The organism is Rhizobium ruizarguesonis (assembly GCF_012349115.1).
Taxonomy (GTDB): domain Bacteria; phylum Pseudomonadota; class Alphaproteobacteria; order Rhizobiales; family Rhizobiaceae; genus Rhizobium; species Rhizobium ruizarguesonis.
This window is the reverse complement of the sequence record NZ_PQIG01000122.1, coordinates 52,120-64,227: the sequence shown is the minus strand read 5'-3', so window position 1 is coordinate 64,227 and position 12,108 is coordinate 52,120. Positions and strand designations below refer to the sequence as shown.

The window sequence follows — 12,108 nt, the reverse complement described above, 5'->3', positions numbered from 1 at the left end:
GCCCTATAAAGTGGCAGGGCTGACAGCTATTGCGGTGTCGCGTCAGATGTCGACGACGAGGCCCTTGGCTTTCAGCACCGGTTCGAGATTGCTGACCTCGATGACCGATTTGCCCTGCTTATATGCCGCGATATAGCCGGCCTCGGCATCTTCGCGGGTCTGTGACAGCCTGGCGACTTCCTGCGCTTCCTGGCGACGCACGACCACCAGGCCGTCGGCATCACCGGCGATGATGTCGCCGGGATGGATGATTTCGCCGCCGACGATGATCGTGTCGTTCACCGCCGCAATGGTTTCCTTCACCGTCCCCTTGATGCAGACGCTGAGCGAGAAGACCGGGAAACCGAGTTCTCTCAGTTGAAGCGTGTCGCGCACGCCGGTGTCGGTCACGAGACCGCCGATGCCCTTTGCAAGGCAGGCATTGGCAAGCACATCGCCGAAGGATCCGGCCTCTTCGTATTCGCCCGCCGATACGACGATGATATCGCCCGGCTTTGCGTAGTTGATGGCGAGTTGCAGCATGATGTTGTCACGCGGCGCGCATTTCACCGTGAAGGCCGGACCGCACAGTTTCATGCGGTAGTCGACGGGCTTGAGGCGGGAGGAAAGGGCTCCGCGGCGCCCTTGGGCTTCGTGGATCGTCGCGGGCGAAAATTTGGAAACGGCGTCGATATCGGCTTTGCTTGGCCGTTCGGCAATATCTTTAATATGGATCACGGATACCTCCCATTTTTGGCCGACGGCGGGCGTGTCCCGCCGTCTGATTTCGTTTGGATATCGTCATTGGAAGACGCCGAGGTCTTAAGGGATCGGGTCGAACTTCAGTTCCGAGAGCGATACGACCTTGTCGGTGCGCGTCATCTTGTATTCGGTATTCGGGCCGAGCCACTTGTCCCAGATGTTGTTGATCTCGCCCGATGTGTCGAGCTTGCGAAGGATCTCATTGATCTTGGCGGTCAGCGCCGGCTGATCCTTGGCCATGCCGATGCCGATCGGCTGGTACAGCATCGGCTCCTCGATCATCCGCATTTCCTTGCCCTTGCTCTTCGATTCATTGACGAACTTGGTCGTCGTCATGGTGTTGGCCACCATGCCGCGCGCCTTGCCCTGCTGGACGGCGAGATAGGCCGAGGCGGTATCCTGGAAGGTCAGTGGGTCGGATTTGTTGAGCTTGATCGACATCTCGGAGGTCGAACCTTTGGTCGAAGCGATGCGCTGGCCCGCATAATCGGCCTTCTTCTTGCCGGCATCATCCGCCGGCACGATCAGCATTTCCTTGGCGAGATAATAGGGATCGCTGAACTGGATCTGCTCGGCGCGGCTCAGAGTATAGGCAAGGTTGGCAACGGTGATGTCGACGCGGCCGAGCTTGACCTCGGGCACGCGGGCCTCGACCGAAACCGGCTTGATTTCAGCCTTGACGCCCAGTTCCTTGGCGATGGCGCCGCAGAGATCGACGTCGAAACCGGCCATTTCGCGGGTCTTCGGATCGGGCGAGGCAAAGGGAGGAACGTCAGCGAAAGTCGCGCAACGCAGGGTTTTCGCTGAGATGATGTTGTCGAGCTGATCGGCTTTTGCGGGCACGGCGGCCGCCATGCCGGCAAATGCGACGGTGAGGGTTAGGCATTTCCAGTTCATTGCTGTTCTCCTTTGTTTTTGGTGGTTGGTATCAATGCCTGAGATCAGCGAGGAAACGCTGCGCACGGGGATGGCTCGGATTGTTGAAGAATTCCTCGGGGGTCGCCATTTCGAGGATCTGGCCGGCATCGATGAACCAGACCCGATCCGCGACGTCGCGCGCGAAACCCATTTCGTGGGTGACGCAGAGCATGGTCATGCCTTCCGACGCCAGGCTCTTCATGACGGCCAGCACTTCGCCGACCATTTCAGGATCGAGCGCGCTGGTCGGCTCGTCGAACAGCATCACCGGCGGTTCCATGGCAAGGGCGCGGGCGATTGCCACCCGCTGCTGCTGGCCGCCCGAGAGTTGACCGGGATAGGCCCGCGCCTTGTCGGCGAGACCAACCCGATCGAGAAGCTTGAGGGCCTTGTCCTCGGCAACATCCGGCGCCACGCCTTTCACCCGGATCGGCGACATCGACACGTTTTCGACCACCGAAAGGTGCGGAAACAGGTTGAAGTTCTGGAATACGAAGCCGATCCGGCTGCGCAGCGCATTGAGTTCTTTTGCCCGCATGGCGGCGTGAATGTTTTGCCCGTCGAGCGTGATCGATCCGCTGTTGATCTCCTCAAGGCGATTGATCGTGCGGATCAGCGTCGATTTTCCTGAACCGGACGGTCCGCAGATGACCACGACCTCGCCTCGCGAGACCTGCGCATCGATGTCCTTCAGGACCGGATAGTCGCCGTAGCTCTTGCAGACCTGCGAAAGCCGGATCGTCTGCAATTCCTGTGCTGAAACTGACATGGTCATAGCTGCTCCGATATGATTTTCGATGGCGCGACCAAGGCAGCGGCAGGAAGGTTGGAAAGTCCCGCACGCCGTCGCGTGATGCTCCGCTCGAGGCGATTTGCGAAGTAGGTGAGCGTCCAGCAGATGGCGAAGTAGACGATCGCGAGGATGAGGAAGACCTGGAAAGGCTGCGTCAGGAGCTGGTTGTTGACCTGGCTTGCGGCAAAGGTCAGGTCCGGCACGTTGATCACGTAGCCGAGCGTCGTGTCCTTGATCGTCGAGACGAAGGTGGAGATGATGCTCGGGATCATGTTGTAGAGTGCCTGCGGCAGGATGATGAAGCGCATCGCACCGATATAGCTGTGGCCAAGCGCACGCCCCGCGTCCATCTGGCCCGGTCCGAGCGCAACGATGCCGGCACGCACGACTTCGCTCAGGAACGCGCTTTGATAGACCACGAGCGTCGTCAGCATCGTGACAAAGCTCGGCACATCGGCGCCGGTCAGCAGCGGAACGAGGAAATAGCTCCACAGGATGAGCATCAAGAGCGGCACGCCCCTGGTGAAATAGACGAGCGCCGTGACCGGCCAGCGCAGCAGCGGCGACCTGGAGAGCCGCGCCAGTGCGAAGAGGATGCTGACCGGAAAAGCGAGAGCGATGCTGAGCGCTGAAAGGATCAGCGTGTTGGCGAGCCCGCCAAGCGGCCCGTTCGGATATTGGCCGATCAGCAGCAGCAGCCAGTAGTCTTGGACGATGGCGATCATGTCGTGGATCATGCCCGCGCACTCCTGGCAGGATCCGTGCGCATCGAAAGATAGGCGCCGATGCTCATGATCACGAGCGAGAAGAAGAGGTAGAGAACCGTGCCGATCAGGTAGATCTCGAAGGTCCGGAAGCTGAGGTTCTCGATTTCCTTGACGGCATGCGTCAGTTCCGAGGCTCCGATGACGACGGCGAGACTGCTGTTCTTGAACAGGGAAACGCTGTGATTGATGAGCGGCGGCAGGGCGTTGCGCACGCCTTGCGGCATGATGACGAAACGCATCGCCGAGACATAGCCGTGGCCAAGCGCGCGGGCTGCCTGCATTTGGCCCGGGCTAACCGAGCGCACGCCCGAGCGAAGATCTTCGCTGAAATAGGCCGCCTGGCAGAGCCCGAGCCCGATCACCGCGAAGATGGCCTCGGCATTATGGACGGCCAGCCATTCGGCTACTCCGCTTGGCATCAGGGTGAAAATCCCGAAGTACCACAGCATCAGCTGAACCAGGGTGGGGACGTTCCGGTGGTAGGAGACGTAAGCGGCGACTAACGGATCGCCGAAGCGAAAGGGCGACAAACGCAAAGCCAGCAGCACAAGTGCCAGCGCCATCGCCATAGTCCAGGAGCCGGCATAGATGATGAATGTCATCTCGATGCCATGCAGCAGCATGGCGGTATATTCCGGATTTCCGAGGATTGCCGAAAGGTCGAAACCGCTCACGGGTTTGGCTCCCCGGATTGATCCGTCTTCGCCGCAGCGGATTGATCCGGCTTCGCCGTAGGTTGGGGCTTTGCCGTCTGCAGGCCGCCCATGACCTGCAGCGTCGGCGTAATCTCCATATGTCCGATATTGACCGCGACGGGGGCTGCTATGGCGAAGGCAATCGCGTCGGCGATATCGGCCGCCTGCGGCAGTTCGAAACCGTCGATGAACCGTTCGCGGATGCTGGGGTCATCGCCGTGGACATGATTGAAAATGTCAGTGGCGACCCGGCCGGGGCAGATTTCCGTGACCCGTACCCGCTTGCCGAAAGCGTCGATGCGCAGCTGGTTGGACAGCATGCTCACCCCGGCCTTGGTGGCGTGATAGGATGAATTTCCGCCGAAATTGTAGGCGCCGGCGATCGATGAGATATTGATGATATGTCCGCGGTCGCGCGCCACCATGCCGGGCACGACCATGCGGCAGATGTGCAGGACCGCTCGGAGATTGACGTCGACGAGGAGATCGATATCGCCCTCGTCGGCTTCCAGGAATTTCTTCGGCCGGTCGACGCCGGCATTGTTGACGAGAATATCGAACTCCACTCGACGGGTGAGCTCGGCCATTGCCTGACGGTCGGTCACATCGATGACGTGGGCGATGCAGCCCGTTCGCGCGGCCAGCTGCTGCAACGCTTCGGCGCTACGGGCAACCGCATGGACCTCGATGTTCTCCCGGCGGAACCGCTCCACCACGGCTGCGCCGATACCGGAGGATGCGCCGGTCACCAGTGCGGTCTTGTAGTCGGAGAATGGCATTGTCGTTCCCTTGTTGTTGATCGAGACAGTAGCGAAGGTTAAACCCCTTGCCTAAGACCGATTATCTCTGGAGCAATAAGCAACGGTTATGGAGCCGGCGCAGGCTGCTGAAGAAAAGACAGAGCTGATGCCGGGCATCACCTCGCGGCGTCCGTGCCTCAGGCAGTCCCCGGTTCTGGCGACGGCGTCGCGTTGCAAAAGCAATGCGCGTCTGCAAACATGTGAGCCGCGCAGATCAGAACGGTACCCCGATCCTCATGGACATCAGACGCCTCAAATCTTTCATCGTGATCGTCGACAGCGGCAGCATCACGCGAGCGGCGGACCTTCTGCACATCGCCCAGCCGGCCCTCAGCCAGCAGCTTGCGGGACTGGAGGAACATTTCGGCCAGAAGCTGCTGATCCGCAGCCAGCAGGGCGTCAGCATGACCGATGCGGGACATGCGGTGTATCGCCATGCGCAGATTATCCTTCGGCAGATGGAGCAGGCGCAAGCGGATGCGTCGGCAGCCGGGAATTCGCTTGCCGGGCGTGTGTCCGTCGGCCTCGTGCCCTTCAGCAGTGCGGCCACGCTGTCGGTCGACCTCCTGGCGGAGACCCGAAAACGGCATCCCGGTATTCTGCTGCACCTGACCGAAAGCGTCGGCCAGACCTATAGCCAGATGATCATGAACGGCCGGCTGGAGATGGCGCTTCTCCATGGAACCGGACCGATCAAGGGTGTCCGGTTCGAGCCGCTCCTCAGCGAAGAGTTTTTCCTTGTCGCGCATCGGGACTTTGCGATCGAAGCGGATGCGAAACCCGTTCCGGTCAATGCCCTCGACGGGATGCCGCTGCTGTTGCCGCCGGCCTATAATTTCGTCCGCCGCGCGGTCGATACCGCCTTCACCCGCACCCGCACCAATTTGAAAGTCGTGGCGGAAGTCGAAATCGTCCGCACGCTGGCCCGTGCGGTGGGCAGCGGCCTCGGCGCGACGATCATGCCGAAAGCCATCGCCGACCGCATCGTATCGGAGTCGAGCGAGCCGCTGATCTGCCGGCTCGTCTCGCCGCGGATCGAAGAAACCCTGTCGCTATGCGTTTCCGACCAGAATCCCTTGTCGGAACCGGCCCTTGCCGTCCGCGACATCCTCCTCGAGCTGACGGCGCGGTTGAAAAGCTAGAGCATGATGCCGAAAAGTGTGAGCGGTTTTCGGACGACATCATGCTCCATTTCTTCGCTTTAGATCTGAATTCCGATCTAAAGCGCGTCGGCGATCAGCGCATATCCCTGCAGAATTGAGCTATGCGCGCGCAGCCTTCGCCGAGTTTCTCCATGCTGGTCGCGTAGGAAATGCGAAAGAAGGGGCTCATTCCGTAAGCCGCCCCTTGCACGGTCGCGACATGATGCTCTTCCACCAGCGCCATGACGAAATCGACATCGGTCTCGATCTTTCGTCCGCCCTTGCTGGTCTTGCCGATCAGCCCGGACATGTTGGGATAGATGTAGAAGGCGCCTTCGGGCCTGTGGCAGCGCAGTCCGTCCACTTCCGACAATCTGTCGAGGACGAAGTCGCGTCTTTCCTTGTAGATCGCCGCACGCTCCTTCAGGAGATCCTGAGGCCCGTCCAGCGCCGCGGTCGCCGCAGCCTGGGTCAGCGTCGCGATGCCGCCGCCATTCTGGCCGTTGACGTTGCTGACGGCGGAGATCAGCTCTTTCGGCCCGGCGCAAAAGCCAAGCCGCCAGCCTGTCATTGCGTAAGCCTTGGAGACGCCGTTCATCGTCAGGACGCGCTCATAGAGCCTGGGCTCGACTTCGGCGATCGTGCAGAACTGGAAGTCGTCATAGACCAGGTGTTCATAGATATCGTCGGTCATGATCCAGACATTGGGATGACGCAGCATGACCTCGGCAATGGCAGCCATCTCCGCCCGGGAGCAGGCTGCCCCGGTCGGATTGTTCGGGAAATTCAGGAAGAGCCATTTGGTGCGCGGCGTGATCGCCGCCTCCAGATCCTCGGGACGCAGCTTGAAGCCGGTCTGCTCGTGGCAGGGGACGGCGACCGGGACGCCGCCGGCGAATTTGACGATATCCGCATAGCTGACCCAGGAGGGCGTCGGAATGACGACCTCGTCGCCCGGATTGCAGGTTGCCAGCATGGCATTGAAGATCACCTGCTTGCCGCCGCCCGAGACGACGATCTGGCTGGCCTCGTAGTCGAGATTATTGTCCCGTTTGAACTTCCTGATGATGGCGGATTTGAGCGCCGGCGTACCATCCATCGGGGGATATTTCGTATCGCCAGCAAGAGCTGCCGCATGAGCCGCCTCGATCGCGTGCGCCGGAGTGGGGAAATCCGGCTCGCCAGACGAGAGGCTGACGACTTTGATCCCGTTGGCGGCCAGTTCCCTGGCGCGCTGGGTCATGGCGGCGGATGCGGATATGGAGACGTTTTTCAGGCGGTCTGATACAGCGGACATCAAGCTGGTCCTTCGATGAGGGATTGGAACGGGAGACCGCCCGCAGGCGATCAGGATTGTATCAATCGGCGAGTTCGGCGGCAGACGCGAGTGCAGCACCCGTGGCTTCGATCTCGCCGCGCACGATGCCGGCAAGCTCCAAGGCGCCGGGTGTGTCGCTATGGACGAGAATGGAGCGGGCCGGCATTGCGATCACCGCTCCGTCGATCGTCTCGACGGTTCCTTCGAGCAGGAATTGCCGTACGCGGGCACGCACCGCGGCTTCGTCCTTGATGACGGCGCCAGCGAGGCCGCGCGCGACAAGTCTGCCGCCAGCGTCATAGGCCCGGTCGGCAAGGAAAAGCGCCAGCGTCTTCAACCGCGCGCGTCTGGCCGCGTGCTGAATCTCGCTGCCATGGGTCACGAAGACGACGAGACCGGCATCGACGGTGGCGATCGCGTCCATCATCAGGTCGGCCAGCACAGGATCGCGGTTGACCATATTGCCCATGGCCGCGTGGAAGCTGATATGGGAGACAGTGACACCCTCGGCTTTGGCGATCGCCATCAGGGCGCCGAGTTGATAGAGCATCTGCTGGCGAAGCTCATCTGGCGAAAACGCTATTTCGCGCCGGCCGAACCCCAGCCGGTCGGGCAAGCCCGGATGGGCGCCGATTCCGACGCCGTTCAGTTTCGCAAGCCGGACCATACGCCCCATGATCTCGGGGTCGCCGCCATGGAAACCGCAGGCGATGTTGGCCGACGAGACGAGTTTCATCATCGCTTCGTCGTCGCACAGCCGGTAGGGACCAAATCCTTCGCCCATGTCGGAATTCAGATCGATCTTCATCAGTTCCTCCTTTTGACGGCCTCTTGGGCGACACGCATTAGGCCATCGCCTTCAAGGCGCGCTTGACCATCCGGGATGTCTGCCTGACGTCGTCGACATAGCGGGCGATGGCCTGTTCCACCGCGCGCGCCTCCGCATGCGTCGAGCGAACGAAGTTCAGGCGGGCGCCGATGCGGGCTTGGCCGAGCCGCCAGAGATCGCATTCGATCACGCCGGCGATCTTCGGATATCCGCCGGCAGTGTTGGCATCGCTCATCTGCACGATCGGTTCGCCGCCGGGCGGAACCTGGATCACGCCGGGCACGACGCCGTGGGAGCGCATCTCGATGGACGCCGTCGGCTTGATCGGCTCGCCTGATAAGCGGTAGCCCGTCCGGTCGCTTCGGGAGGAAATCCTCCAGATCCGGCTCCAGAAAGCTTCGCCATCGCCTGCGAAAAGATCGTGCTCACCGGCCGGCAAGGCGCGGATCGGCAGCGTGCCGTCGACAGCAGCCGGGAAGACATCGCGCAGTGCCACGGCCGGTTCGACGACGGCAAGACCCGAGGCTGGCAGCATGGCGATTTCGGCGTCTTCGCCGACCGCGATCCGATCGGCCTTCGCCAGAGGCCGGCCGGCATTGCCCCCGAAGCTGCCGCGAAGCGACGTGCTTCGCGAACCCATGACAACGGGAATATCCAGCCCGCCTCCGACCGAAATATAGGAGCGCGCCAGCCGTGGAGGCTGTTTCAGTTCGAGAACCTGTCCGGGCTCCGCGATGTAAGCGCACCAGGCAAGCAGTTCCATTCCGCTAAGATGAGGATTGCCGTCGGCGCCGGTCACGGCAAAGACCACGCGTCGCTCGAAACGCAGGCTGAACGGGAAGGTCTGCACCTCTATCGCGGCGGCATTTTCATCATTGCCGACGAGAATGTTGCCGATGCGGACCGCAAGCGGATCCATCGCACCGCTTGCCGATACGCCGATATCGCGATAGCCGGGGCGGCCAAGGTCCTGCACCGTGTTGAACGGACCGCTTTCCAAGATCTCGATCATAGCTCGATCCTCGCCGGCAGGAACCGCACCGTATCTCCAGGCGCCATCATGGCGGGTCTCGATGAGGCGGGGTCGAACATCTCAAGTGCCGCGAAGCCGATGGAATTCCAGCCATTCGGACCTGTGAGCATGGCGACGCCGGTCTGCATGCCGCCGATGGTGACGCAGCCCTTCGGCATTTTCAGCGAGGGCACGGTCTTTCGCGGCATGTAGATGCGCGGATCGAGACCATGCAGATAGCCGAAGCCGGGAGCGCTGCCCAAGGCGAAGACACGGTAGGTCGCTTCATGATGGATGCGGACGACCTCGCGGTCGCTCAAACCCGAGAGATTACAAAGGGCCGGAAGATCCGTCGCATATTCGCCGCCATAATCGACGGGGATCTCGATGGTCTTGCCGTTGAGATCTATGCTGCGCGCATTCTCCCATGCCTCCAGCAGCCGGGCGACCACCGCATCCGGATCTTCGGGCGTCTCCTTGAAGATCACCAGCAGGTTGGTCATGCCCGGAATGTTTTCGGCAAGGTCCGGCCAGCCTTTCACGCTCTGGGACAGAGCCCAGATCCGCCGCTGCGCGACGAGATCGAAGTCGCCGGGCGCCTCGAGCAGGAAGGATCTGGCGCCGATCGAGGAAACCCGCGCCCGGCTTTTGGTGGCCGGAACGATCTCGCGTTGCGATGCATGTCTGTTCGTCGTGGCGATCATGATGGGAGCTCGATTTCGAACAGAGGATCGCCAAAGCCGACCAGCGCTCCGGGCTCGGCGAGCAGCCTGATCAAAACACCGGAACGGCCGGCGCGAAAGGGAAGCAGGATATGCCCTACCCCGACGAACCCGACGATATCTGCATCGGATACGGAGCGCGGCAGTTTTTGCGGTACAGCGGACGCCGGATGATCGAGGCAGAAGCGGCCCGCCATTGGCGCCTTCACGACAGCCGATGTCAAACCGGGAGCACGGAGCGTCGCGTCGGTCGAGCTGATCCGGGCGCCGCCTTTTTCGGCGACGACGATGCGAAGCTGTCCGCCCGGCCGGGAGATTTCGAGACCGTCCACACCGGCGGCCGTCAGCGCTTCGGTGAGGAATGCGATGGTTGCCGGATCGCTGAAATCGATCGCGCTCATGCCGCCCTCCGCAGCTTCAGCCATTGTTCGAGATAATGAATGTCCGTCTCGCCCTGCGCGAATGCGCCGTCCTCAAACAGGGCGCGCAGGAAGGGGATATTGGTGGAAATCCCCTCGACTTCCGTGCCGGCAAGCGCCTCGCGCATTCTTGCCATCGCTTCCGCCCGCGTCGGCGCATGGACGATCAGTTTGGCGATCAGCGAATCGTAATAGGGCGAGACCTTGTAGCCGGCATGAATATGCGTATCGACGCGGATGCCCGGCCCCGTGGGCAAAGCCAGATGGGTGACGACACCCGCCGAGGGCAGGAAGCTATTCGGGTCCTCGGCGTTGATGCGGCATTCGAAGGAATGGCCTTCGCATGTCACGTCGCCTTGGTTGAGATCAAGAACGTGGCCCTGAGCTGCCTTTATCTGCGCCTGGACGATATCGACACCGCTCGTCATCTCGGTGACGGGATGTTCGACCTGAAGTCGCGTATTCATCTCGATGAAATAGAAAGCACCGTCCTCGTAGAGGAATTCGAAGGTTCCGACACCCCGGTAGCCGATTTGAAGGCAGGCCTGCACGCAGGCCATGCCGACCGGCTGGATGATATCGGGCACAATTCCCGCCGCCGGCGCCTCCTCAACCACTTTCTGATGGCGGCGCTGCATCGAGCAATCCCGGTGCCCCAGCCACACGGCATTGCCGTGATCGTCGCAAATGACCTGTATCTCGATGTGGCGCGGATGCTCTAAGAATTTCTCCATGTAGAGCGAAGGTGAGCCGAAGGCCTTGCGGGCCTCTTCCCGCGTCAGCGCAATTGCTTCATGCAGCACGTCGGCCTTTGGCACGACGCGCATGCCGCGTCCGCCGCCGCCGCCGGCTGCCTTGATGATGACGGGATATCCGATTTCGAGCGCTATGCGCTCGATCGTGGCGGGGTCGTCGGGCAGCGCGGTATCCGGACCGGGAACGCAGGGGACGCCGGCTGCCATCATCGCCCGCTTTGCAGAGATCTTGTCGCCCATGGTCGCAATCGAGGACGAGGTCGGACCGATGAAGGTCAATCCCGCCTTTTCAGCGGCGTCGGCGAAGGCGGCGTTTTCCGATAGAAAGCCGTAACCCGGATGGATGGCGCCGGCGCCGGCCAGACGCGCCGCCAGAAGGATGGCATCCTGATTGAGATAGCTCTTGGCAGCACTCGACGGGCCGATGCAGAGAAGGCTGTCTGCGGTGCTGCCGTAGGGCGCTTCCCTGTCAGCCTCGGAGCAGATGGCGACCGTCTTCAGACCGAGCTCGCGGCAGGCGCGCTGGATCCGGACTGCGATTTCGCCGCGATTGGCGATCAGGACGGTATCGAAGCGGCCTGCCGCAGACTGTTCAGGCGTTTCCAGCATCATGCAATCTCCGCGAGCAGATCGCCGGTCTCGACCTCGCCATCGTCGATTTCGGTGAGATGCGTGATGCGCCCCGACCGCGGCGCAGCGATCGTGTTGAAGACCTTCATCGCCTCGATGATGAAAAGCGTCTGCCCCTCTTCCACCTCGTCACCGATCGTGACGAATGGTAGCTCCCCGGGCGCCGGGGTCCGATGCAGAACGCCGAAGACCGGCGCCTTCACCGCATAGGTTTTCTCATGCCTCGAAGGCGTATCGGTGCCAGCATCATTGCCAAGGCTTGTCGTCGATCCTGCCTCTTGCTGGGGCTCGGCAGCAGCCTCCTGACCCTGCGACGCGCGGAAGATCCGAACCGTCACGTCCTTCTCCGTCACCGTCAGCTCGGTAATGTTCGATCGTCCGACAAAGTCGATCAGCGTCTTGATCTTCGAGAGGTCCATATGCGTGCTCGGAATTTCAAATTCCACCGCGCATAGCTGAAGTTTCAGATCGCCCGGCGTTGTCATTTTCGTAGCACGACGCGCCGACTGATGGGGTCAGACGAAGTTTTGATGGAGCGTGACCTGCGCCCATGGAAACATATCACCG

Annotated in this window: 14 protein-coding genes; 1 reads left to right on the top strand and 13 read right to left on the bottom strand. The window is 61.5% G+C overall.

Annotated elements, in window-relative coordinates; all coding sequences use genetic code 11:
- Positions 1-42: 42 nt before the first annotated feature.
- The 6 genes from C3Y91_RS32880 to C3Y91_RS32855 all read right to left on the bottom strand — a co-directional run bounded on the left by C3Y91_RS32880 (position 43) and on the right by C3Y91_RS32855 (position 4,693).
- Positions 43-717: a 4-carboxy-4-hydroxy-2-oxoadipate aldolase/oxaloacetate decarboxylase gene (locus C3Y91_RS32880; RefSeq protein ID WP_011654448.1), complete on the bottom strand. Its 675-nt coding sequence runs from the start codon at positions 715-717 to the stop codon at positions 43-45.
- A gap of 84 nt (positions 718-801) precedes the next feature.
- The gene (locus tag C3Y91_RS32875) at positions 802-1,638 is read right to left on the bottom strand and encodes an ABC transporter substrate-binding protein (RefSeq protein WP_168576285.1); all 837 of its coding nucleotides are present in this window, start codon (positions 1,636-1,638) and stop codon (positions 802-804) included.
- 31 nt (positions 1,639-1,669) lie between these two features.
- Positions 1,670-2,434 (bottom strand): amino acid ABC transporter ATP-binding protein, encoded by a 765-nt coding sequence (locus tag C3Y91_RS32870; RefSeq protein WP_027688639.1) that lies wholly within the window; start codon positions 2,432-2,434, stop codon positions 1,670-1,672.
- Positions 2,431-3,189, bottom strand: coding sequence for an amino acid ABC transporter permease (locus tag C3Y91_RS32865; protein ID WP_003538412.1), 759 nt, complete (start codon positions 3,187-3,189; stop codon positions 2,431-2,433). Before C3Y91_RS32865 ends, C3Y91_RS32870 begins: the two co-directional genes overlap by 4 nt.
- Positions 3,186-3,893: an amino acid ABC transporter permease gene (locus tag C3Y91_RS32860; RefSeq protein WP_027688637.1), complete on the bottom strand. Its 708-nt coding sequence runs from the start codon at positions 3,891-3,893 to the stop codon at positions 3,186-3,188. The genes C3Y91_RS32865 and C3Y91_RS32860 overlap by 4 nt, the downstream gene beginning before the upstream one ends.
- On the bottom strand, positions 3,890-4,693 hold the full coding sequence (locus C3Y91_RS32855) for an SDR family oxidoreductase (RefSeq protein WP_027688636.1): 804 nt from the start codon (positions 4,691-4,693) through the stop codon (positions 3,890-3,892). The genes C3Y91_RS32860 and C3Y91_RS32855 overlap by 4 nt, the downstream gene beginning before the upstream one ends.
- A gap of 203 nt (positions 4,694-4,896) precedes the next feature.
- Here C3Y91_RS32855 and nac point away from each other — a divergent pair, with 203 nt between their 5' ends.
- The gene (gene nac / locus C3Y91_RS32850) at positions 4,897-5,856 is read left to right on the top strand and encodes a nitrogen assimilation transcriptional regulator NAC (protein WP_027688635.1); all 960 of its coding nucleotides are present in this window, start codon (positions 4,897-4,899) and stop codon (positions 5,854-5,856) included.
- A gap of 94 nt (positions 5,857-5,950) precedes the next feature.
- On the opposite strand, the gene C3Y91_RS32845 is transcribed toward nac, so the two are convergent.
- The 7 genes from C3Y91_RS32845 to C3Y91_RS32815 all read right to left on the bottom strand — a co-directional run bounded on the left by C3Y91_RS32845 (position 5,951) and on the right by C3Y91_RS32815 (position 11,960).
- Positions 5,951-7,153 carry a pyridoxal phosphate-dependent aminotransferase gene (locus C3Y91_RS32845; protein WP_168576284.1) on the bottom strand — a complete coding sequence of 401 codons (1,203 nt, stop codon included), beginning with the start codon at positions 7,151-7,153 and terminating at the stop codon, positions 5,951-5,953.
- 61 nt (positions 7,154-7,214) lie between these two features.
- Entirely contained in the window at positions 7,215-7,982 is a 768-nt protein-coding gene (locus tag C3Y91_RS32840; RefSeq protein ID WP_168576283.1) for a 5-oxoprolinase subunit PxpA, read from the bottom strand.
- A gap of 37 nt (positions 7,983-8,019) precedes the next feature.
- Positions 8,020-9,015, bottom strand: coding sequence for a 5-oxoprolinase subunit C family protein (locus tag C3Y91_RS32835; RefSeq protein ID WP_027688633.1), 996 nt, complete (start codon positions 9,013-9,015; stop codon positions 8,020-8,022).
- On the bottom strand, positions 9,012-9,719 hold the full coding sequence (pxpB, locus tag C3Y91_RS32830) for a 5-oxoprolinase subunit PxpB (protein ID WP_018070661.1): 708 nt from the start codon (positions 9,717-9,719) through the stop codon (positions 9,012-9,014). The genes C3Y91_RS32835 and pxpB overlap by 4 nt, the downstream gene beginning before the upstream one ends.
- Complete coding sequence (locus C3Y91_RS32825; protein ID WP_027688632.1) at positions 9,716-10,138, bottom strand: acetyl-CoA carboxylase biotin carboxyl carrier protein; 423 nt, start codon at positions 10,136-10,138, stop codon at positions 9,716-9,718. Before C3Y91_RS32825 ends, pxpB begins: the two co-directional genes overlap by 4 nt.
- The gene (accC, locus tag C3Y91_RS32820) at positions 10,135-11,520 is read right to left on the bottom strand and encodes an acetyl-CoA carboxylase biotin carboxylase subunit (RefSeq protein ID WP_130665966.1); all 1,386 of its coding nucleotides are present in this window, start codon (positions 11,518-11,520) and stop codon (positions 10,135-10,137) included. The genes C3Y91_RS32825 and accC overlap by 4 nt, the downstream gene beginning before the upstream one ends.
- On the bottom strand, positions 11,520-11,960 hold the full coding sequence (locus C3Y91_RS32815) for an acetyl-CoA carboxylase biotin carboxyl carrier protein (RefSeq protein ID WP_027688630.1): 441 nt from the start codon (positions 11,958-11,960) through the stop codon (positions 11,520-11,522). Before C3Y91_RS32815 ends, accC begins: the two co-directional genes overlap by 1 nt.
- Between the last annotated feature and the right edge of the window lie 148 nt (positions 11,961-12,108).

Excerpts from the sequence above, each read along its gene's own strand:
- C3Y91_RS32875 (WP_168576285.1), bottom strand. The coding sequence starts at position 1,638 with ATGAACTGGAAATGCCTAACCCTCACCGTCGCATTTGCCGGCATGGCG.
- C3Y91_RS32870 (WP_027688639.1), bottom strand. The coding sequence starts at position 2,434 with ATGACCATGTCAGTTTCAGCACAGGAATTGCAGACGATCCGGCTTTCG.
- C3Y91_RS32865 (WP_003538412.1), bottom strand. The coding sequence starts at position 3,189 with ATGATCCACGACATGATCGCCATCGTCCAAGACTACTGGCTGCTGCTG.
- C3Y91_RS32855 (WP_027688636.1), bottom strand. The coding sequence starts at position 4,693 with ATGCCATTCTCCGACTACAAGACCGCACTGGTGACCGGCGCATCCTCC.
- nac (WP_027688635.1), top strand. The coding sequence starts at position 4,897 with ATGCGCGTCTGCAAACATGTGAGCCGCGCAGATCAGAACGGTACCCCG.
- C3Y91_RS32845 (WP_168576284.1), bottom strand. The coding sequence starts at position 7,153 with ATGTCCGCTGTATCAGACCGCCTGAAAAACGTCTCCATATCCGCATCC.
- C3Y91_RS32840 (WP_168576283.1), bottom strand. The coding sequence starts at position 7,982 with ATGAAGATCGATCTGAATTCCGACATGGGCGAAGGATTTGGTCCCTAC.
- C3Y91_RS32835 (WP_027688633.1), bottom strand. The coding sequence starts at position 9,015 with ATGATCGAGATCTTGGAAAGCGGTCCGTTCAACACGGTGCAGGACCTT.
- pxpB (WP_018070661.1), bottom strand. The coding sequence starts at position 9,719 with ATGATCGCCACGACGAACAGACATGCATCGCAACGCGAGATCGTTCCG.
- C3Y91_RS32825 (WP_027688632.1), bottom strand. The coding sequence starts at position 10,138 with ATGAGCGCGATCGATTTCAGCGATCCGGCAACCATCGCATTCCTCACC.
- accC (WP_130665966.1), bottom strand. The coding sequence starts at position 11,520 with ATGCTGGAAACGCCTGAACAGTCTGCGGCAGGCCGCTTCGATACCGTC.
- C3Y91_RS32815 (WP_027688630.1), bottom strand. The coding sequence starts at position 11,960 with ATGGACCTCTCGAAGATCAAGACGCTGATCGACTTTGTCGGACGATCG.